The sequence below is a fragment of the Roseicyclus persicicus genome, from assembly GCF_012395815.1.
Taxonomy (GTDB): Bacteria; Pseudomonadota; Alphaproteobacteria; order Rhodobacterales; family Rhodobacteraceae; genus Roseicyclus; species Roseicyclus persicicus.
On the sequence record NZ_JAAZQQ010000001.1, the window covers coordinates 821,158 to 841,869 of the forward strand.

Below are 20,712 nucleotides of genomic sequence, written 5' to 3' on the forward strand. Positions count from 1 at the left end.
TCCCTTGCCATCCGCGCCCTGGCCGCGGACCCCGCCAAAGACATAGGCCGCGCCTCGCCGCTGACGAGGCGCGCGTCCGAGAACAGCGCCGGATTTGCAGCGCCGGCGGCGATTGTCAATTGCTGACAAAGAATGCAAGGCTGCGCGCGACCCTCACGGCCCGGAGTCCCGCCCATGCATCTCGCCCGTTTTCCCCGCGTCTTCCTCGCCCATCTGCCGACGCCGCTGGAGCGGCTCGACCGGCTGTCGGCGGCGCTGGGCGGACCCGAGATCTGGATCAAGCGCGACGACTGCACGGGCATGTCCACCGGCGGCAACAAGACCCGCAAGCTGGAATTCCTGATGGCCGAGGCGCTGGCCGAGGGCGCCGACATGGTGATGACGCAGGGCGCGACCCAGTCGAACCACGCCCGCCAGACCGCGGCCTTTGCCGCCAAGCTGGGGCTGGCCTGCCAGGTCTTGCTGGAGGACCGCACCGGCTACCAGGACCCCGACTACACCCAGAACGGCAACGTGCTGCTCGACCACCTGCACGGGGCCACGACCGAGCTGCACCCCGGCGGCAACGACATGGTGGCTGCGATGACCGCCGCCGCCGAGGCCGAGCGCGCCAAGGGGCGCCGCGTCTACGTCATCCCCGGGGGCGGGTCGAACCCCACCGGGGCGCTGGGCTATGTGAACTGCGCGCTGGAACTGCTGGCGCAGGTCAACGACCGCGGGCTGGTGATCGACCGGCTGGTGACGGCGACCGGGTCGTCGGGCACGCAGGCGGGGCTGGTTGCGGGGATGTGCGCGCTGAACGCGGGCATCCCGGTGCTGGGCATCGGCACCCGCGCGCCGAAGGAGAAGCAGGAGCAGATGGTCTACGACCTCGCCTGCAAGACGGCCGAGAAGCTGGGTTGCCCCGGCGTGGTCCGGCGCGAGGACGTGGTGGCGGATACCGGCTACGTCGGCGCGGGCTACGGGCTGCCGCGGGAGGACACGCTGGAGGCGATCCGTATGTTCGCGGAACTGGAGGGGATCCTGCTCGACCCCGTCTATTCCGGCAAGGGGGCGGCGGGGCTGATCGACTGGTGCCGAAGCGGTCGCTTCAAACAGGGCGAGCGGGTCGTGTTCCTGCACACCGGCGGGTCGGTCGGCCTGTTCGCCTACAAGGGGGCGCTCGCGCGGGGATGAGAACGGTCGGCATCCTCGGCGGGATGGGGCCCGAGGCGACGGTGCTCCTGATGCAGAAGGTGATCGCCGCGGTGCCCGCCCGCGACGACGCCGACCACGTGTCGATGATCGTGGACCAGAACAGCCAGGTGCCCAGCCGCATCGCCCGGCTGATCGAGGGCACGGGGGCGGACCCCGCGCCGGTGCTGGTGGCGATGGCCCGGCGGCTGGAGGCGGCGGGGGCGCAGGCGCTGGCCATGCCCTGCAACACGGCGCACCACTACGCGCGCGACATCCGCGGGGCCGTCGCCATCCCCTTTCTCGACATGGTCGCGGCCGCGGCCCGCGCGGCGCGCGCCGCGGCGGGGCCGGGGGCGCGGGTCGGGCTCCTAGCCTCGCCCGCCGTGGCGAAGGTGGGGCTGTTCGACCGGGCGCTGGCCGCCGAGGGGCTGACCGTGGTTCACCCCGAGGACGGCCCCGCGCTCCTGTCCGCCATCCGCGCGATCAAGGCGACGGGGCCGGACGAGGCGGCGCGCGGGGCGCTTCGGGCCGCATCCCGGGCGCTTCTGGACAAGGGCGCCGCGATCCAGCTGATCGCCTGCACCGAGTTCAGCCTGATCCCCGAGGCCGTCGCCGCGGGCGTCACGGCGATCGACACGCTCGACGTGCTGGTGTCCGAGATCGTCGGCTTCGCCACCGCCTCAGGCTGAGGCCGCGGCGTACATCGCCTCGGCCGACTGCCGTACCAGCTCGGCCACCTCGCGCAGCTCGCGCGCCAGCGGGCTCTTGCGCCGCCACAGCATCCCCACCGTCCGCGCGGGCCGCCCCGCCGCGAAGCGCTGCACCGCGACCGGCGCGCCCCGGGTCTCGACCCCCACCGCCATCTCGGGGATCAGCGTGACGCCGATGCCGGCCCCCACCATCTGCACCAGCGTCGACAGCGACGAGCCGTCGAGCCCGGCCCGCGGCGCGCCCGCGCGCAGGCCGCAGACCGCCAGCGCCTGGTCGCGGAAGCAGTGGCCCTCCTCCAGCAGCAGGAGCTGCATGTCCGGCAGCGCCTCGGGCGACGGCACCGGCGCGGCGGCCTCGGCCTCGGGGCGCACCAGCACGAAGGTCTCGGAAAACAGCGCCACCTCCTCCAGCCCCGGCTCCGACACGGGCAGGGCAAGGAGCGCGGTGTCCAGCCGCCCGTCGGTCAGCTCGGCGATCAGGCGCTCGGTCTGGGTCTCGCGCACCTGCAGCTCCAGCCCCGGGTAGCGCGCCGCGAGGTCGCGGATCAGCCGCGGCAAGAGGTAAGGCGCGATGGTCGGGATCACCCCCAGCCGCAGACGCCCGCCCGGCCCGTCGCGGCGGGCGCGCGCCACCTCGGCCAGCTCGTCGGCCGCCCGCAGGATGTCGCGGGCGCGGGCGGCGATCTCTTCGCCGAGGCCGGTCAGGCGCAGGGGCCGTGCCCCGCGCTCGACCAGCGCGCCGCCCAGGCTGTCCTCCAACTCCCTGATCTGCATCGACAAGGCCGGCTGCGAAATCGCGCAGGCCTCGGCCGCCAGCCCGAAGTGCCGGTGCCGGGCCAGGGCGTCGAGGTAGCGGAGCTGCTTGAGGGTGATCGGGTTCATAAGCGCAGCTTATCAGGAAAATCAGGAAATCCAAGTTCCCCTAATCGGACCGCTTTGCTAGAACCATTCTAGGAAACGGGGAATCACGCCGCTGGCGCCCCGTCTGGCGACGCGCGCCACGACAGTTTGCAGCTTGCATGGGAGAGAGACGATGATGGACGGAGACGACAGGTCCGCCGGTAAATGCCCGGTGATGCACGGGAGCATGACCAACCGCGAGGCGGCCGTCACCGACTGGTGGCCCAAGACCCTGAACCTCGACATCCTGCACCAGCATGACAGCAAGTCGGACCCGCTCAAGGGCTTCGACTACCGCGAGGCGGTCAAGACGCTCGACTTCGACGCGGTCAAGGCCGACGTCACCGCGCTGATGACCGACAGCCAGGACTGGTGGCCGGCCGATTGGGGCCACTACGGCGGCCTGATGATCCGGCTCGCCTGGCACTCGGCGGGCTCCTACCGCCTGCAGGACGGCCGCGGCGGCGGCGGCAGCGGCAACATCCGCTTCGCGCCCCTGAACAGCTGGCCGGACAACGGCAACCTCGACAAGGCCCGCCGCCTGCTGTGGCCGGTCAAGAAGAAGTACGGCAACAAGCTGAGCTGGGCCGACCTGATCCTGCTGGCCGGCAACGTCGCCTACGAATCGATGGGCCTGAAGACCTACGGCTTCTCGTTCGGCCGCGAGGACATCTGGGCGCCGGAAAAGGACGTCTACTGGGGCTCGGAGCGCGAGTTCGTGGGTGACGCCAGCCAGCGCTACGAGGACATCATGAAGCCCGACACGCTGGCCAACCCGCTGGCGGCCGTGCACATGGGCCTGATCTACGTGAACCCCGAGGGCGTGAACGGCAAGCCCGACCCGCTCAACACCGCCGAGCAGGTGCGCGTCACCTTCGCCCGGATGGCGATGAACGACGAGGAAACCGCGGCGCTGACCTGCGGCGGCCACACCGTGGGCAAGGCGCACGGCAACGGTGACGCCGGCGCGCTCGGCCCCGAGCCCGAAGCGGCGGGGATCGAGACCCAGGGCTTCGGCTGGGTGAACCCCAACCTCGGCGGCAAGGCGTCGAACGCGGTCACCTCGGGCCTCGAAGGCGCGTGGACGACCAACCCGACGCAGTGGGACATGGGCTACTTCAAGCTGCTGTTCGGCTACGAGTGGGAGCTGAAGAAGTCGCCCGCCGGCGCGTGGCAGTGGCAGCCCATCGGGATCAAGGAGGAGGACATGCCCGTCGACGCCTCCGACCCGACCAAGCGCACCATGCCGATCATGACCGACGCCGACATGGCGATGAAGATGGACCCGGCCTACAACGCGATCTGCCAGAAATTCATGGCCGATCCCGACTACTTCGCCGACACCTTCGCGCGGGCGTGGTTCAAGCTGACCCACCGCGACCTCGGCCCCCGGACCCGCTACATCGGCCCGGACGCGCCGCAGGAAGACCTGATCTGGCAGGACCCGGTGCCGGAAGGGTCCAAGGGCTACGACGTGGCCGCGCTCAAGGCCGCCATCGCGGCGTCCGGCCTGCCCGTCGCCGAACTGGTGGCGACGGCCTGGGACGCGGCCCGCACCTACCGCCAGTCGGACCTGCGCGGCGGCGCCAACGGGGCGCGCATCCGCCTTGCGCCGCAGAAGGACTGGGCCGGCAACGAGCCCGAGCGCCTGGCGCGCGTGCTGGCGGTGCTCGAGCCGCTGGCGGCCAAGCATGGCGCGTCGGTCGCCGACACCATCGTGCTGGCCGGCAATGTCGGTGTCGAGCAGGCGGCCAAGGCCGCGGGCTTCGACGTGACCGTGCCCTTCACCCCCGGCCGCGGCGACGCGACCCAGGAGATGACGGACGCCGAGAGCTTCGCGGTGCTGGAGCCGCTGGCCGACGGCTTCCGCAACTGGATGAAGGAGGACTACGCGGTCGCCGCCGAGGAGCTCCTGCTCGACCGCGCCCAGCTTCTGGGCCTGACCGGGCCGGAGATAACGGTGCTGCTGGGCGGGATGCGGGCGCTGGGCGCCAACCACGGCGGCGCGGCGCACGGCGTGTTCACCGACCGCCCCGGCGCGCTGACGACGGACTTCTTCGTCGCGCTGACCGACATGGCCTACAAGTGGGTGCCGAAGGCGTCGAACCTCTACGAGATCGTCGACCGCAAGTCGGGCGCGGTGAAGTGGACGGCGACGCGCGTGGACCTGGTGTTCGGCTCGAACTCCATCCTGCGCGCCTATGCCGAGGTCTACGCCCAGGACGACGCGCCGGCCAAGTTCGTGCAGGACTTCGTCGCGGCCTGGACCAAGGTCATGGAGAACGACCTGTTCTGACGCGGATCCGGACAGGCGCCCGTGGCCCCGGGTCACGGGCGAGGAAACGCGGAACAGACACGGCCCGGGGGCGACCCCGGGCCGTGTTCGTGTCAGGCCGGCGAACGCCCCAATGCGCGGTAGGGGCAGACATCCTGGTCGAAGGGCACGTGGCGGCGGCGGAACGGGCGTGCCTCGACCAGCTCGGGCGCGCTGATCCGGTCCATGCGGAACCGCCGGAAATCTCCCCGCGCCGGATCCCAGGCCACAAGATACCACAAGGGCGGCAGGATCAGCAGCGCCTGCGGCTCGACCTCGCGCCGGGTCTCGGCGCCCTTCGCGTCGCGGTAGGCGAAGCGCAGGTGCCGCTGCCCCAGGAAGGCCGCCTCGAAGGCCGGCAGCAGTGCGTCGTCCATCGCCCCCATGGTCGACAGGTCCTGCAGCGGCGACAGCCGGCCGACATGGAGACAGTCGAGCAGGCGGCGCAGATCGCGCACGGCGTCGGGGCGCAGCGACCGCTCGATCTTGGCCAGCCCGGCATCGGCCAGCCCGGCAAAGGGCAGCGACCCCGCCGCCCGCATCGCCGCCACGCTGATCAGCAGGGCAAAGACCTCGGTCACGGTCAGCCGCGCGGTGCGCTGCAGCGACGAGGGGTCGAGGTGCACACCGCCGCCCCGCCCGCAGTCTGACCGGATCAGGAACCCCTGTTCGCGCAACGCGCCGATGTCGCGCAGCACTGTGCGCCGCGACGCGCCGACCTCGCCGGCCAGCGCCGCGACGGTCGCGCTGCCGCTGCGGCGCAGGTGGCGCAGGATGGCGTCCTGTCTGTCCCGGGCTGTCATGGGGCGACCCTAGCACAATTGGTGCCAGTCGGTGTCACCGTTTCGCCCTATCCCGCGCGGGTCATCACACCCCACAGGAGACCCGGAATGACACACCAAGCCCCCGCCGCCGCCCTGCCGGTGATCGTGAACCCCGCCCAGTTGGCCGACCCCACGCCCTTTGGTTACAGCACCGCGGTGCTGGCCCCGGCCACCGGCCGGCTTGCCTTCATCTCGGGGCAGGGCGGGCAGGACGCCACCGGCGGCCTGTCGCCCGATTTTGCGGCGCAGGTCCGGCAGGCCTATGCCAACCTCGGCGCCGTGCTGGCGGCGCTCGGGGCCGGGCCCGCGCGCGTGATCCGGCTTACCGTCTACGTCGTCGACCACGACATGTCCAAGCTCGGGGTGCTGAGCGAGGCGGTGATCGAGATGTTCGGCGACCGCCTGCCCGCGCAGACGCTGGTGCCGGTGCCGAAGCTGGCGCTCGACCCGATGCTGTTCGAGGTCGACGCGGTGGCGCTGATCGACTGACGCGCCGGGCGGCCGGCGGGGCCTCCCCTCCCCGCCGGTCCGTCACCCCAGCGCGGCCAGCCGCGCCTCCTGCCGGGCGATCAGCGTCTCGACCTCGGCCAGCGTCTCGGGCGTGAGCGCCGGGCCCGGCCGCCGCACGGTGGCATGGGCGATGGCGCCGCGCCGGGCGAGGATGTGCTTGCGGATCGCAAGGCCCAGGCCGGGCTGGCTCTCGTAGCGGATGAGCGGCAGATAGGCGTCGAACAGGTCGCGGGCGCGGGCCTCGTCGCCCGCCTGCATCAGGCGCACGACATCGGCCATCATCTCGGGGTAGGCGAAGCCGGTCATCGCCCCGTCTGCGCCGCGGATCATCTCCTCCAGCAGGAACTGCCCGCCGTTGCCGCACAGGATCGACACCCGCCGCGCGCCTGCCGCCTCCTGCCGGCGCAGCGTGGTGATCTTGTCGAGGCCCGGCCAGTCCTCGTGCTTGAGCATCACGCAGGTCGGGCAGGCGTCGAAGATCGCGCGGCACACCTTGGCCGTCATCTGCACGCCGGTGACCAGCGGGAAATCCTGCAGCACCCAGGGCGTCTCGCCCAGCGTCTCGGCCACCATCTGGAAATAGCCGGTGATCTGGTCGTCGGTGCGCAGGTGCCCCGGCGGGGCCACCATGACGCCCGCCGCCTCGCGGTCCATCGCGGCGTCGGCCAGCGCCTTGAGCGCGGCGAGGCCGGGCGCCGAGACGCCCACGATGACGGGCACGCTGGCGCGGGTGACGACGCGGTCGATGACGATGCGGCTTTCCTTTTCCGACAGCTTGCCGGCCTCGCCCATCATGCCGAGGATCGTCAGGCCGGTCGCGCCCTTCTCCTCGTAGAAGGCGACCATGCGGTCGAGGCTGTCGAGGTCTAGGGTGCCGTCGGGCAGGAAGGGGGTCGCCGCGATGGTGAACACGCCGGTCGCGGTTTCGTCGAGGAGCATCTGGTCAGCCTTTCGGTCGGTGGGTCTGGTGAAGCGCGATCCGCCCCAGCGCCATGGCGACGGCGGCCTGGCAGGGGTCGATCACGGGGATCTGCAGCGCGGCCTCCAGCATCGGCCGGTAGCGCGCCATGCCGGCGCAGCCGAGGATCAGCACCTCGGCCCCGTCGGTGTCCTTGAGGGCGCGCCCGGTCTCGACCAGCCGCGCCCCGGTCGTGGCGGGGTCGGCCAGCTCGGCCACGCCCAGCCCCAGCGCCCGGTCGCCCGCCAGCCGGTCGAGGACACCCATGGCGCCGAGGCTGCGCAGGTGGCGCGGGATCGAGGCGGGCAGGATCGCGATGATGCCGAAGCGCTGGCCGAGGGTCAGGGCGGTCGCGACCGCGGCCTCCTGGATGCCGAGGACCGGCTTGGCCGTCCGGTCCCGCAGCGCATGGACGCCCGGGTCGCCGAAACAGGCGATGACGAAGCCGGCGGCCTCGGGTTCCAGCCGGGCGGCCAGCCGCAGCATCGGCGCGATGGTCTCGTCGGCCTGGGCCTGGCTTTCGATGCCGGGCGGGCCCTCGGGCAGCGTCAGGCAGTCGATCGGCGTGCCCATGCCGTGCAGGGGGGCAATGGCCTGGGCGATGCCGGCGGTGACGGTGTCGGACGAGTTGGGGTTGATGACGAAAAGGGTGCCGCTCATGCCTCCGCCCGGATGGCCTCCTGGATCTCGACCTGGTAGCCCTCGGGGTCGCGGAACACGAAAGCGCGGATCCCGATCTTTTCATTTCGGAACATCTGCGACAGGTTGTCCACGCCTTTTGCGCCGAGATAGGCGTACCAGGCTTCTACATCCTCAACCCTTACACAGAGTTGTACACATTTGTCCTGCTGCCAGCGGTTCATGCCCTTCGCCTCGTCCACCAGCCCCACATGGGCGTTCGGTGCGATCTCGAGGATCTTGGCCAGATCGCCCTGGTCGATGGCCAGAGGGAACCCCATGACATCGCGGTAGAAGGCGAAGGCGCGGGGCAGGTCCTTGTAGTAGAGAAACGTGATCGCCAGCACGTTCGGCGCGGTGGGGCGGTCGGTCATGATTTGCCTCCGGTCAGGTCCTTGGGGCGGGTGCCGATGGCGTCGCGGCGGAGCCACTGGCCGGCGCCGGGCGTGCCCAGATACTCGCCCTCGCGCATCACAGGCACCCCGCGCAGCAGCGTGGCGACGGGCCAGCCGGTGACGGTGGTCCCCTCCCACGGGTTGTAGCCCACGTTGTCGTGCAGGTCGTTCGCGCCGTAGGTGACGGACCGCGCGGGATCCCACAACACGAGGTCGGCGTCGGCGCCGGGTGCGATCCGCCCCTTGCCGGGCAGTCCGTAGAGGTCCGCCGGCGCCTCGCAGGTCGCGCGCAGGAACCCCGCAAGGCCCGTCCGCCCGCCCGACACCATCGCGTCGAACATCAGCGGCTGGCGCGGCTCCAGCCCCGGCATCCCGTTTGCGATGGCGGGGAAGGGCGCATCCAACCCGTTGGAAAACTTGCCCGTCTCGTCGAAGCGGTAGGGCGCGTGGTCGGACGACACCACCTGCAGGTGCCCCGCCGCCAGCCCCGCCCAGAGCGCGCGCTGGTCGGCCTCGGTGCGCTGCGGGGGCGAGCACATCCATTTCGCGCCCTCGCGGCCGGGCTTGTCCAGCACAGCCTCGGTCTGGAACAGGTAATGCGGGCAGGTCTCGGCCCAGACCGGTGCGCCGCGGGCCCGCGCGGCGGCGATCTCGGCCACGCCTTCGGCCGTCGAGACGTGGAAGATCATCACCGGCGCGCGCGCCGCCTCGGCCAGCCGGCACATGCGCGCGATGGCCTCGATCTCGGCCTCGCGGGGGCGGGACGCGGCGTGGTCGACCGGGCGCACCCGCCCCTCGGCCAGCAATCGCGCGCGGGCGTCGGCGATGATCGCGTCGTTCTCGGCATGGATGCAGGTCAGCGCCCCGGCCTCGCCCGCGATGCGGAGAATCGCAAGGATATCCGCATCTTCCAGCTTGATGTTGTAGGTGGTGAATACCTTGATCGACCGGTGCCCGGCCGCGATCAGGTCGCGCAGGTCGGTCTCGAAGCCCGGCACCGAGGCATCGCTGACCGAGATGTGGAAGGCATGGTCGATGGCCGCCCCGCGCCGGGCGCGCGCGGTGTAGTCGGCCACGGCCTCGGCCAGCCGCTGCCCCTTCCGCTGGGCCGCGAAGGAGATCACGCTGGTAGTGCCCCCCATCGCCGCGGACCGCGTCGCGGTCTCGAAGGTGTCGGCGTTCATCAGGCCCATGCCCGACATCTGCTCGATGTGGCAATGCGGGTCGACGCCGCCGGGCGTGACGATCAACCCGCCTGCCTCGATCACCTCGGCCCCGTCGAGCCCGGACCCCAGCGCCGCGATCCGGCCGCCCGTCACGCCGATATCGGCCTCGGCCAGCACGCCGCCCGTCGCGACCCGCCCGCCGCGGATGACCAGATCAAATCCCATGCGCGTCCCCTCGCTTGCGGGGCGAGCATGGTCCGGCGCTCCGGCCTTGTCCAGACCGGCTCAGGCCTCGATCAGCGCCCGCATCTCGGCCAGCTTCGCCGCCACCAGCTCGGGCTTGCCGCGCGCCTCGATGTTGAGCCGCAGGAGCGGTTCGGTGTTCGACGCCCGCAGGTTGAAGCGCCAGTCCCCGAAGGACAGCGACAGACCGTCGGTCTCGTCCCGCGCCTCGGCCCTCGGGCCGTACTGCGCCTCGATCCGGGCGATCACGGCGGCCTGGTCGGCGACGCGGAAATTCACCTCGCCCGAGGAGGGGTAGGCGGCGCGGATGCCCGACAGGATGTCCTTGAGGCTTTCACCGCGGCGGCAGACCAGCTCGATCATCAGGAGCATCGGGATCATGCCGCTGTCGCAGGCCATGAAGTCGCGGAAGTAATGGTGCGCGCTCATCTCGCCGCCGTAGACGGCGCCGGTCTCGCGCATCACCTGCTTGATGAAGGAATGGCCGCATTTCGACTGGATCGCTTCGCCGCCCATCTCGGCCACGATGGATTGCGTCGCCCAGATGACGCGCGGGTCGTGCACGATCTTCTGCCCCGGCTCCTTGGCCAGGAACGCCGCGGCCAGGAGCGCGACCACGTATTCCCCCGGCACGAAGCCGCCCTCGTGGTCGAAGAAGAAGCAGCGGTCGAAATCCCCGTCCCAGGCGACGCCCATGTCGGCGCCCTCGGCCACCACGGGGTCGGCCGTCAGCGGCTGGTTCTCGTCGAGGAGCGGGTTCGGGATGCCGGCCGGAAAGCTGCCGTCGGGGTCGTGGTAGACGCGGACGAAGTCGATCGGCGCGCCCCGGGCGGCCAGCGCGTCGGCGATGGCGTCGAAGGTGGGGCCCGCCGCGCCGTGGCCCGCGTTGACCAGCACCTTGAGCGGGGTGAGCGCGGACACGTCGACGAAATCCATCAGCTTCCCGACATAGGCGGCCCGCGTGGCGCTCGCGTCGGTCACTGTGCCGCCGGGGCGGGCCTGGGCGAAGGCGCCGCTTTCGGCCAGCGCCTTGATCGCGGCCATGCCGTCGGCCTTGCCGATCGGGGCCGAGCCCGCCTTGACCATCTTCATCCCGTTGTAATCCATCGGGTTATGGCTTGCCGTGACGCAGATGCCGCCATCGGCGCCCAGATGCGTCACGGCGAAATAGGTCTCCTCCGTCCCCGAGAGCCCGAGGTCCAGCACCTCGACGCCGGCCTCCATCAGCCCCTTGGCGACCGCGTCCGCCAGCGCCTCGGAGGTCGGGCGGACGTCGCGGCCCAGCACCACCCGGCGCGCGCCCATCACCTCGGCGAAGGCGCGGCCGATGCGGTAGGCGATCTCCTCGTTCAGCTCGTCGCCGAGGCGGCCGCGGATGTCGTAGGCCTTGAAACAGGTGAGGGGGGGAAGCGCAGTCATGGAAATTCGGGTCCCTGTGGGTGCAAAGCTCGGGCCTACAGCTACCGCATCCGGGCCCGATGGCAAACCCGTCGCGGGGGCCTGCCCATTGGCGCCGCCCGGTTTCGCGCTAATCTGGCGGCCATGTTGATCGTCACCGACGCCACCATCGCCAACCGCGGCGTGCTGGAAACCCGGAGCCTGCCGAAGAAGTTCCTCGGCCGGGTGCAGCTGCTGCCGCGGCGGGGGGGCGTCGGCCTGTGGCTCCGGCTGATCGTGGAAATCCAGATCCTGCGCTACCTGTCCGCGCTCCTGCCGTTTGTGGCCATCCCCTTGATGTCGCGCGATCTTGCGCTGCCGGTGACGCAGGCGCCGCTGGCCATGCTGATCGTGATCGCCTTCGTCGAGATGAAGGTGCTGCGGCTGTCCAAGGCCGGGCGCCAGCGCGCGGTGTCCGAGGACGAGGCCGCGCGGCGGCTCGACACGCTGGCCTTTCGCGCCCGCGCCTGCCTGCGCCGGATCGCGGCGCGGCACGGCATCGCCGAGGGCGAGCTGCGGCTGGTGATCGAGCAGTCGGAACTGGCCCGCATCCCGCCGCTGACGCTGGTGTCGGTGCAGATGGAACACCCTGCGCCGCGGCTCCTCGCGCTCGACGCGGCCGACCGGGCAGTGCTGCGGGAGGGGCTGTTCGACGCCGAGCTGACCGAGCGCGCGCTCCTCGCCGTGAACCACCGGGCCGACCTCTACATCCGCGACATCGCGCAGGAGGCTCGCGCGGTCTCGGCCCATGCGCGGCTGGCGGCGGCGCTGGAAAAGCGGGCGGCGGCGGAATGAGCGTGAACGCGACCACGGTCTCGGCCGGCGAGGCGCTCCGGGTGCTCGAGGCCGGCTGGGCGGCGCAGGCGGCGGGCGGGTTGACGGCAAGCTGGATGCTCCACGGCCGCCCCGGCGTCGGCAAGACCGAGGTGGTGCAGACGCTGGCCCGCCGCATCGGGGCGGACTTATTCGACCTGAGATTGACCACGATCGAGCCGCAGGACCTCCGCGGCTTGCCCTTTTTCGACCATGAACGCGCGCGCACCGTCTGGTACCGCCCCGAGGACCTGCCGGACGGCGACGGCCCCGCGATCCTGTTCCTGGACGAGCTGACCGCCGCCGCGCCCGCGCTCCAGCCCACCGTCTACGGGCTGTTGCAGGAGCGCCGCGTCGGCCGGCACCGGCTGCCCGACAGCGTGCTGATCGTGGCCGCCGGCAACCGGGTCGAGGACGGCGCCATCGCCTACGACATGGGCACGGCGCTGTCGGACCGGCTGATCCACGTCATCGTGCAGGCCTCGGCGGAGGATTGGCTGAAGACCTACGCCGTGCCCGCGGGCATCCATCCGTCGGTCGCGGCCTTCATCCGCACCCGGCCGGACCTGTTGGAAACCACCGAGGACAGCCTGCGCCGGGGCCAGATGATCGCCTGCACCCCGCGCAGCTGGACCCGCGTCAGCCGGATCATGGACACGGTCCCCGACCGCGCGCTGCGGCAGGTCATGGTCGCGGGCACGGTCGGCGCGGCCCCCGCGGCGGAATTCGCGCTGCTGGCCGACGAGATCGCTGCGACGGTGCAGGTCGACGCGATGCTGGCCACGCCCCGGCGCGAGCGGGCGGCGATGTATCCCCGCACGCTGCACGGGCTGACCGCGCTGGTCTACGGGTTGATCGGCGCGGCGACGCGGGAGAACCTGTCTACGGCCATCGAGATTCTGGCCGATCTGCGCGGGCTTGGCGGGCAGGGCTACAGTGGATTGCCTGTGAGTGAATTGGCGTCCTTCGGCTTCGAGCTGCTGATCGGCCGGGCGCTGGAGCGCGGCTGGGAAGAGGTGTTCGGCCAGAGCCCCGACTATGCCGCCTATGCCGCCGAGCGGCAGGCGGCGGGGCTGCCGTGAGCCTCCATTCCACCCGCGCCGCCCGCGCGCTGGCGCATCTGGGCGAGGTCGACCCGGCACTGGCCGTCCTCGCGCTCTGGTGCCGCCACCGCGACGGCGATGGCGCCACGCGGACGGACGGCGACACCATCACCTATGGTCCCGGTTTCGACACGCTGGGCCTGCCCGAGCAGGTCGGTCTGGTGGCGCACCACGTCCTCCACGTGGCGCTGCGCCATTCCGACCGGCAGGCGGGGCTGGCCGAACGGCTGGGCGAGGGGTTCGATGCCAGCCTGTTCGGGCTGGCCGCGGACGGGATCATCAACGAAACGCTGATCCTCGCCGGCCACGCCCTGCCGCGCCCGGCGGTGACACTGACGGAGCTGCTGGCCGAGGCCGGGCTGGCCGCGCCAAGCCCCGTCGCGGCGCTGGAACGCTGGGATGCCGACCGCCTCGCCATGGCGCTGCACGCCGATCCGAAGCGGGCGGAGAAACTGCGCGACTGGGGCGCAACCCGCGGATTTTCCGTCGATCTCGGCCTCGGCGAGCCCGACAGCGAGGGCGAGCGCCAGAGCGCCGCCGACTGGCGCAACCAGATCCTGCGCGCGATGGAGGCGGGGCGGAAGGCGGGGGCGGGGATCGGGCGGCTGGGCGCGATCCTGGCCGATCTGGCCCCGGCGAAGGTGCCGTGGGAGCTGCACCTTCGCGGCCTGCTTGCCCGCGCCCTGACCGAGCGCCCGCGCCCGAGCTGGCGCCGGCCCTCGGGCGCCTGGGTCGCCCGCATGGCCGAGGCGGCGCGGTCGGGCGCGCCGGTGCCCGCCTTCGAGCCGGGGCGGCAGCGCTTCGATCACCGGCCGCGCCTCGTGATCGGGCTCGACACCTCGTCGTCGATCGACGCGCAGACGCTGCGCCTGTTCACCGCCGAAGCCGAGGGGATCGCGCGGCGCACCGGGGCCGAGGCGCACCTGATGGCCTTCGACGAAGCGGTTTTCGCCGAGGAACGGCTCGACCCGGGGCGCTGGCAGGCGCTGCGCGACGGTGGCCTGCGCAGCGGCGGGGGCACCGACTACGCCGATCTCCTCGACAAGGCCGGCCGGCGCGCGCCCGCCCTTGCGGTGGTCCTGACCGATCTCGACGCGCCCCTTCCGCCCGCGCCGGCGTTTCCTGTGCTCTGGGCGGTGCCGCGGCCCGTGGCGGCGCCGCCCGCCTATGGCAGGGTGCTGGTGATCGGCGAAGGCTAGGCGCTACTCGGCCGCCGCCGCCCGCGCCGCCCCCTCGCGCTGGCTGTGCTCCCAGTCGGGGGCGATCCAGGGCTCCAGGTTCTCGGACGGCAGGCGCCGGCCAAGGATGTGGTCGGCCGCCTTTTCCCCCACCATGATCGAGGGCGCGTTGAGATTTCCGTTCGGAATCAGCGGAAAGACCGAACTGTCGGCAAGGCGCAGGCCCTCCACCCCGATCACGCGGGTCTCGGGGTCGACCACGGCCATGGGGTCGTCGCGGCGCCCCATGCGGGCGGTGCCGCAGGGGTGATAGGCGCTTTCGGCATGTTCGCGGATCACGGCGTCCAGCGCCGCGTCCGACTGCGCCGCGGCGCCGGGCTGGATCTCGTGGTCGACGTAGCCCGCGATGGGGTCGGTGGCGAAGATCTCGCGCGTGAGGCGGATCGCGGCGCGAAACTCTTCCCAATCCGAGGCTTGCGACATGTAGTTGAACAGGATCCGGGGGGCGTCGGCCGGGTCGGCCGAGCGCAGGGTCACGCTGCCGCGGCTGGCCGACCGCATCGGGCCGACATGCGCCTGGAAGCCGTGGCCCGCGGCGGCCGTCTTGCCGTCGTAGCGCACCGCGATGGGCAGGAAATGGAACTGGATGTCGGGGTAGTCGATCGCGGCGCGGCTGCGGATGAAGCCGCAGGCCTCGAAATTGTTCGACGCGCCGAGGCCGGTGCGGGTGAACAGCCACTGCGCGCCCACCAGCGCCTTGCCCCAAAGCGACCAGTAGGGCGCGAGGCTGACGGGCTTGGTCGAGGCATACTGGACGTAAAGCTCCAGGTGATCCTGCAGGTTCGCACCCACGCCGGCGCGGTCGGCGATCACGGGAATTCCGTGCTCGACCAGGTGCTTGGCGGGCCCAATTCCACTGAGCATGAGAATTTTCGGCGAATTGATCGCGCCGGCGGCCAGCACCACCTCGGCCCGGGCGCGGATGACCTGCCCGCCGGCCAGCCGCACGCCGGTGGCGCGGCCCTCGGCGATCTCGACCCGCTCGACCAGCCCGCGCGCAAGGCTGCAGCGCCCGGTCTTGAGCGCGGGCCTGAGATACGCCTTGGCCGCGGACCAGCGCTCGCCCTGCCAGACGGTCATCTCGAAGGCGCCAAAGCCCTCCTGCCGATACCCGTTGTAGTCGTCCGTCGCGCCGTAGCCCGCCTTTGCCCCGCTCTCGATAAAGGCCTGGAACAGCGGGTTTTTCCGGGGGCCGCGGGTGATGTGCAGGGGGCCGTCATGGCCGCGGAACGCCGGGTCGCCCGCATCCCCGTGCCAGCATTCGGCGCGCTTGAAATAGGGCAGCACGTCGGCGTAGCCCCAGCCCTCGGCGCCCATCTCGGCCCAGGTGTCGAAGTCGCGCGCATGGCCGCGGACGTAGATCATGCCGTTGATCGAAGACGACCCGCCGATCACCTTGCCGCGCGGGCAGGCCATGACGCGGCCGCCCATGTGCGGCTCGGGCTCGGTCATGTAGCCCCAGTCGTAGCGGCGCATGTTCATCGGGTAGGACAGCGCCGCGGGCATGTTGATGAAGGGGCCCCAGTCGGTGCCGCCGTGTTCCACGACGATCACCGATTTCCCTGCCGCGGCAAGGCGATACGCGATGGCGCAGCCCGCGCTGCCGGCGCCGACGACGACGTAGTCCGCTTCCATCAGTAGGCCGCCTCCACCGGTGCCATGCCCACGTAGACGGTCTTGAGCTGCGAATAGGCCTCGAGCGCGGCGCGGGAATTCTCGCGGCCGATGCCCGAGCCCTTGACGCCGCCGAAGGGCACCTCGACCGGGGTCAGGTTGTACTGGTTGATCCAGACCGAGCCCGCCTCGAGCGCGTGGACGACGCGGTGCGCGCGGGCGTGGTCGCGGGTGAAGACGGCGCCCGACAGGCCCAGGTCGGTGGCGTTGGCGCGCGCCACCACCTCGTCCTCGGCGTCGAAGTCGAGGACGGACATGACCGGGCCGAAGATCTCCTCACGGGCGATGGTCATGTCGTCGGTGACATCGGCGAAGATGGCGGGCTGGATGTAGCAGCCGGGCCGGTTCAGGCGGTTGCCGCCATGCACGAGGCGCGCACCCTCGGCCTTGCCCTTTTCGACGTAGGACAGGACGATGCCGAGCTGATCCTCGCTCACCATCGGCCCGAGGTTGGTGGCCTCGTCGCGGGGGTCGCCGATGACGGCCTTCGACACGCGCTCGACCAGCCGGTTCAGGAACGCCTCCTTGATGCCCCGCTGCACGAAGACGCGGGTGCCGTTCGAGCAGACCTGCCCGCTGGCGAAGAAATTCGCGTTGATCGCGGCCGACACGGCGCTGTCGAGCTCGGCGTCGTCGAAGATGATGAGGGGCGACTTGCCCCCCAGTTCCATGGTGACGTGCTTCATCTGGGCCGCGGCGGCGGCATAGACCTTCTTGCCGGTCTCGGCGGAGCCGGTGAGCGAGACCTTGGCGACGCGGCCGTCCTCGACCAGCGCGCGGCCGACGGTGCCGGCGCCCTGCACCACGTTGAACACGCCCGGGGGCGCGCCGGCCTCGACCAGGATTTCCGCGTATTTCAAGGCGCTGAGCGGTGTCTGTTCACTCGGCTTGAACACCATCGTGTTGCCGCAGACGAGCGCCGGGGCGCTTTTCCAGGCGGCGACCTGGGTGGGGTAGTTCCAGGCGCCGAGGCCGACGCAGACGCCGAGCGGGATGCGCATGGTGTAGGCCCAGTCGCCGCCAAGCGGGATATGCTCGCCGGTCAACGTGCCGGCGAGGCCGCCGAAATATTCCAGCGCGTCGGCGGCCGAGGTCGCGTCGGCCACCAGCGTTTCCGAGATCGGCTTGCCGGTGTCGAGGGTTTCGAGCTCGGACAGCTCGCGGTTGCGGGCGCGCATGATGTCGGCGGCACGGCGCAGGATGCGGCCGCGCTGGACGGGCATCATCGCGGCCCATTCGGCCTGCGCGGCCTTGGCGGCGGACAGCGCGGCCTCGATCACGGCGGGGGTGGCCTCGTGGATGGTGGCGATCTGCTCGCCGGTGCCGGGGAAGATCACCGGCATAAGCGCGCCGGCGGTGTCTTCCACGTACTGGCCGTTGACGAAATGGCTGGCTTTGGGTTGGGCGATCATCATTCCCCCCTTGGGAAGCGTTGGCTGTCTTCGAGGACGTTCAGGTCCATGTGGTTGCGCATGAAGCGCTCGGAGGCGGCGCGGAGCGGCTGGAAATCCCACGGGTAGTAGGCGCCGTTTCGCAGGCTTTCGTAGACGACCCAGCGGCGGGCCTGGCTTTCGCGGACCTCGGCGTCGAACTGTTCCAGGTCCCAGCGGGCGGCGGCCATGACGCGGAACCGCTCCAGCGTCGCGGCATGGGCGGGGTCTTCGGCGAGGTTCACCCGTTCGTGCGGATCGGCCGACAGGTCGAACAGCTGCTCGGGGTCGGCGGCGCAGTTGGTGTATTTCCACCGCCCCTGGCGCAGCCCGACCAGCGGCGTGATCGATGCCTCGGCGGCGTATTCCATCGCCACGGGGCTCTCGCGGCGGCGGCCCGCGGCCAGCGGCACCAGCGTCTCGCCGTCGGTCCAGGGCATCACCTCGGCCATGGACACGCCGGCGAGGTCGCAGAGCGTGGGGCAGAGGTCGATGGTGGAAACCGGGTCGTCCACGCGGCCGGGCGCAAGGCCGGGCGCGGCGATCATCAGCGGCACGCGGGCGGAGCCCTCGTAGAAGTTCATCTTGAACCACAGCCCGCGCTCGCCCAGCATGTCGCCGTGGTCGGAGACGAAGACCACGATGGCCTCCTGCCTTGTGCGGTCGAGCAGGTCGAGGAGGCTGCCGATCCTCTCGTCGAGATACGAGATGTTGGCGAAGTAGGCCCGGCGCGAGCGGGCGATGTCATCCTCGGTGATGTCGTAGGCGCGCCAGTCGTTGGCGTCGAAGATGCGCTGCGCGTGGGGGTCGTGATCTTCGTAGGGCAGCGCCGGAACCTCGGGCTGCAGGTGCGTGCAGTCCGCGTACAGGTCCCAGAACCGGCGGCGCGCGACGTAGGGGTCGTGCGGGTGCGTGAAGCTGACCGTCAGGCACCAGGGGCGGGCGTCCTTGGCCCGCGCGAGGTCGTAGAGCTTCTGCTCGGCCATGAAGGCGACCTCGTCGTCGTATTCCATCTGGTTGGTGATCTCGGCGACGCCCGCGCCCTTCACCGAGCCCATGTTGTGGTACCACCAGTCGATGCGCTCGCCCGGCTTGCGGTAGTCCGGCGTCCAGCCGAAATCGGCCGGGTAGATGTCGGTGGTCAGCCGGTCCTCGAAGCCGTGGAGCTGGTCGGGGCCGACGAAGTGCATCTTGCCGGACAGCGCGGTGTAGTAGCCCGCCCGGCGCAGGTGATGCGCGTAGGTGGGAATGGACGAGGCGAATTCGGCCGCGTTGTCGTAGACGCCCGTGCGCGACGGCAGCTGGCCCGACATGAAGCTGGCGCGCGCCGGCGCGCAGAGCGGCGAGGCCGTGTAGGTGTTGGCGAAACGGGCCGAGCGGGCGGCCAGCGCCTTGAGGTGCGGCGCGTGCAGCCAGTCGGCGGGGCCGTCGGGGAACAGCGTTCCGGTCAGCTGGTCGACCATCACGATCAGGATGTTCGGGCGCGTCATCGGGCGACCCCCGTGGCAAGGTCGAGGTAGCGGGCGACGGTGGCCATGGCCGCGGCCGCGTCGGGCGGGCCGGCGTCGGCCAGCGCGTGGCGGATGTAGAGCCCGTCGATCAGCGCCGCGACGGTGCGGGCCACGGCCACCGGATCGGCGCAGAGCGGGCGGGCGGCATGGGTCAGGTTCGACACCAGCCGCCGCTGGTAGACCCGGAGCAGGCGCGCGGCCTGCGGCTGGGTCTGGGCGAGGACATAGAAGTTCAGCCAGGCCGCCACCACCTCGGGCTGGAAGTTGCGGCCGCCGAAATTCGCCCGCACCAGCGCGTCGAGCCGGGCGCGGGGGGTGCCCGCAGCGGCGAGGCCCCGGCGCGCCTCGGCGCCGAACTCGGACAGGATCGCGCGCATCGCGGCGAGGAACAGCTCGTCCTTCGAGCCGAAATAGTGGTGCGCCAGCGCCGAGGACACGCCCGCCGTCCTGGCGATCTGGCCCACGGTCACGTCGAGCGAGCCGCGACGGCCGATTTCGCCAATCGTCGCGTTGACAAGCGCGTCCTTACGCAGTGCCATCATTCCCACGCGCGGCATCGAACCCCCTTCTGGTTGCAGAGCCGCAGGAAATCGGATTTTAATTGACTGGTCAATCAACAAAACGACCAGAACAGGGAGAGACGACCATGACCATCCTGACCCGCAGCGCCGCGAGCGTGCTGGCAATGACCCTCGCCGCCGGCACGGCGCTTGCGCAGGACGACTGCGCGACCGTGACCTTCTCGGATGTCGGCTGGACGGACATCACCGCGACCACCGCGGCCACCACCGTGGTGCTGGAGGCGCTGGGCTACGAGACCGAGATCCGCGTCCTGTCGGTGCCGGTGACCTACACCTCGCTGGCGGCGGGCGATCTCGACGTGTTCCTCGGCAACTGGATGCCGACGATGGAGGCCGACATCGCGCCCTACCGCGAGGCGGGCACCGTCGACACCGTGCGCGCCAACCTCGAGGGCGCGAAATACACGCTGGCCACCAACGCCGCGGGCGCGGCCATGGGCATCGCCGATTTCTCCGACATCGCGGGGATGGCCGACGCCCTCGACGGCGACATCTACGGGATCGAACCCGGCAACGACGGCAACCGCCTGATCATGGACATGATCGCGGCCAATGCCTTCGGCCTCGGCGACGCCGACTTCCAGGTGGTGGAAAGCTCGGAGCAGGGGATGCTGGCGCAGGTCGCCCGCGCCGTCGACCGGGCCGAGCCGATCGTGTTCCTCGCCTGGGAACCGCACCCGATGAACGCGAACTTCGATCTGACCTACCTGACCGGCGGCGACGACTGGTTCGGCCCCGACCTCGGCGGCGCGACGGTCTACACCAACACCCGCGCGGGCTATGTCGAGGCCTGCCCGAACGTCGGCGCGCTCCTGAACAACCTCGTCTTCACGCTGGCGATGGAGAACGAGATCATGGGCGCGATCCTGAACGACGGGCAGGACCCGGCCGAGGCGGCGACCGCCTGGATGACGGCCAACCCCGACGTGGTGATGGGCTGGCTCGACGGCGTGACCACGATCGACGGCGGCGACGCCGCGGCGGCGGTGTCGGCGGCGCTGGGTCTCTGACCGGACCGCGAGAACCAGACCGGGCTGCGCGCGATCCCGTC

19 protein-coding genes are annotated in these 20,712 nt (G+C 71.2%); 8 read left to right on the top strand and 11 right to left on the bottom strand.

Going from position 1 to position 20,712, the window contains the following annotated elements:
* Positions 1 to 174: 174 nt before the first annotated feature.
* A complete protein-coding gene (gene cuyA, locus HCU73_RS04200; RefSeq protein ID WP_168622127.1) occupies positions 175 to 1,176 on the top strand; it encodes a D-cysteate sulfo-lyase in 1,002 nt (333 codons plus the stop codon).
* Positions 1,173 to 1,865 carry a cysteate racemase gene (cuyB, locus tag HCU73_RS04205; protein WP_168622128.1) on the top strand — a complete coding sequence of 231 codons (693 nt, stop codon included), beginning with the start codon at positions 1,173 to 1,175 and terminating at the stop codon, positions 1,863 to 1,865. The genes cuyA and cuyB overlap by 4 nt, the downstream gene beginning before the upstream one ends.
* On the opposite strand, the gene HCU73_RS04210 is transcribed toward cuyB, so the two are convergent.
* Positions 1,857 to 2,768: a hydrogen peroxide-inducible genes activator gene (locus tag HCU73_RS04210; protein ID WP_168622129.1), complete on the bottom strand. Its 912-nt coding sequence runs from the start codon at positions 2,766 to 2,768 to the stop codon at positions 1,857 to 1,859. The genes cuyB and HCU73_RS04210 overlap by 9 nt on opposite strands.
* A gap of 154 nt (positions 2,769 to 2,922) precedes the next feature.
* Here HCU73_RS04210 and katG point away from each other — a divergent pair, with 154 nt between their 5' ends.
* The gene (gene katG / locus HCU73_RS04215; protein WP_168622130.1) at positions 2,923 to 5,082 is read left to right on the top strand and encodes a catalase/peroxidase HPI; all 2,160 of its coding nucleotides are present in this window, start codon (positions 2,923 to 2,925) and stop codon (positions 5,080 to 5,082) included.
* A 92-nt stretch (positions 5,083 to 5,174) separates the two neighbouring features.
* Here the strand turns inward: katG and HCU73_RS04220 are convergent, their stop codons facing one another.
* Complete coding sequence (locus HCU73_RS04220; protein WP_168622131.1) at positions 5,175 to 5,903, bottom strand: helix-turn-helix transcriptional regulator; 729 nt, start codon at positions 5,901 to 5,903, stop codon at positions 5,175 to 5,177.
* 87 nt (positions 5,904 to 5,990) lie between these two features.
* Between HCU73_RS04220 and HCU73_RS04225 the strand changes: the two genes are divergently transcribed.
* The gene (locus tag HCU73_RS04225) at positions 5,991 to 6,413 is read left to right on the top strand and encodes a RidA family protein (RefSeq protein WP_168622132.1); all 423 of its coding nucleotides are present in this window, start codon (positions 5,991 to 5,993) and stop codon (positions 6,411 to 6,413) included.
* Positions 6,414 to 6,455: 42 nt separating this feature from the next.
* On the opposite strand, the gene HCU73_RS04230 is transcribed toward HCU73_RS04225, so the two are convergent.
* From HCU73_RS04230 to HCU73_RS04250, 5 genes are read right to left on the bottom strand one after another with little or no spacing between them, the layout of a single operon-like run.
* Positions 6,456 to 7,373 carry a dihydrodipicolinate synthase family protein gene (locus HCU73_RS04230; protein ID WP_168622133.1) on the bottom strand — a complete coding sequence of 306 codons (918 nt, stop codon included), beginning with the start codon at positions 7,371 to 7,373 and terminating at the stop codon, positions 6,456 to 6,458.
* Positions 7,374 to 7,377: 4 nt separating this feature from the next.
* A complete protein-coding gene (locus HCU73_RS04235; protein ID WP_168622134.1) occupies positions 7,378 to 8,052 on the bottom strand; it encodes an aspartate/glutamate racemase family protein in 675 nt (224 codons plus the stop codon).
* On the bottom strand, positions 8,049 to 8,444 hold the full coding sequence (locus HCU73_RS04240; protein WP_168622135.1) for a VOC family protein: 396 nt from the start codon (positions 8,442 to 8,444) through the stop codon (positions 8,049 to 8,051). The genes HCU73_RS04235 and HCU73_RS04240 overlap by 4 nt, the downstream gene beginning before the upstream one ends.
* The gene (gene hydA, locus HCU73_RS04245) at positions 8,441 to 9,856 is read right to left on the bottom strand and encodes a dihydropyrimidinase (RefSeq protein ID WP_168622136.1); all 1,416 of its coding nucleotides are present in this window, start codon (positions 9,854 to 9,856) and stop codon (positions 8,441 to 8,443) included. Before hydA ends, HCU73_RS04240 begins: the two co-directional genes overlap by 4 nt.
* A gap of 60 nt (positions 9,857 to 9,916) precedes the next feature.
* The gene (locus tag HCU73_RS04250; RefSeq protein ID WP_168622137.1) at positions 9,917 to 11,293 is read right to left on the bottom strand and encodes a phosphohexomutase domain-containing protein; all 1,377 of its coding nucleotides are present in this window, start codon (positions 11,291 to 11,293) and stop codon (positions 9,917 to 9,919) included.
* A gap of 123 nt (positions 11,294 to 11,416) precedes the next feature.
* Between HCU73_RS04250 and HCU73_RS04255 the strand changes: the two genes are divergently transcribed.
* The 3 genes from HCU73_RS04255 to HCU73_RS04265 are packed head-to-tail and all read left to right on the top strand — an operon-like array spanning position 11,417 to position 14,426.
* On the top strand, positions 11,417 to 12,106 hold the full coding sequence (locus tag HCU73_RS04255; RefSeq protein ID WP_168622138.1) for a hypothetical protein: 690 nt from the start codon (positions 11,417 to 11,419) through the stop codon (positions 12,104 to 12,106).
* Complete coding sequence (locus tag HCU73_RS04260) at positions 12,103 to 13,206, top strand: AAA family ATPase (protein ID WP_168622139.1); 1,104 nt, start codon at positions 12,103 to 12,105, stop codon at positions 13,204 to 13,206. The genes HCU73_RS04255 and HCU73_RS04260 overlap by 4 nt, the downstream gene beginning before the upstream one ends.
* Positions 13,203 to 14,426: a DUF2201 family putative metallopeptidase gene (locus HCU73_RS04265; protein ID WP_168622140.1), complete on the top strand. Its 1,224-nt coding sequence runs from the start codon at positions 13,203 to 13,205 to the stop codon at positions 14,424 to 14,426. Before HCU73_RS04260 ends, HCU73_RS04265 begins: the two co-directional genes overlap by 4 nt.
* 3 nt (positions 14,427 to 14,429) lie before the next feature.
* Here HCU73_RS04265 and betA read toward each other — a convergent pair whose 3' ends face one another.
* From betA to betI, 4 genes are read right to left on the bottom strand one after another with little or no spacing between them, the layout of a single operon-like run.
* Positions 14,430 to 16,100 (bottom strand): choline dehydrogenase, encoded by a 1,671-nt coding sequence (betA, locus tag HCU73_RS04270; protein ID WP_168622141.1) that lies wholly within the window; start codon positions 16,098 to 16,100, stop codon positions 14,430 to 14,432.
* Positions 16,100 to 17,554, bottom strand: coding sequence for a betaine-aldehyde dehydrogenase (gene betB / locus HCU73_RS04275; protein ID WP_168622142.1), 1,455 nt, complete (start codon positions 17,552 to 17,554; stop codon positions 16,100 to 16,102). The genes betA and betB overlap by 1 nt, the downstream gene beginning before the upstream one ends.
* The gene (gene betC, locus HCU73_RS04280) at positions 17,551 to 19,059 is read right to left on the bottom strand and encodes a choline-sulfatase (protein WP_168622143.1); all 1,509 of its coding nucleotides are present in this window, start codon (positions 19,057 to 19,059) and stop codon (positions 17,551 to 17,553) included. Before betC ends, betB begins: the two co-directional genes overlap by 4 nt.
* A complete protein-coding gene (gene betI, locus HCU73_RS04285; protein ID WP_168622144.1) occupies positions 19,056 to 19,637 on the bottom strand; it encodes a choline-binding transcriptional repressor BetI in 582 nt (193 codons plus the stop codon). Before betI ends, betC begins: the two co-directional genes overlap by 4 nt.
* Positions 19,638 to 19,726: 89 nt before the next feature.
* Between betI and choX the strand changes: the two genes are divergently transcribed.
* Positions 19,727 to 20,671 (top strand): choline ABC transporter substrate-binding protein, encoded by a 945-nt coding sequence (choX, locus tag HCU73_RS04290; RefSeq protein ID WP_168622145.1) that lies wholly within the window; start codon positions 19,727 to 19,729, stop codon positions 20,669 to 20,671.
* Positions 20,672 to 20,712: the final 41 nt, after the last annotated feature.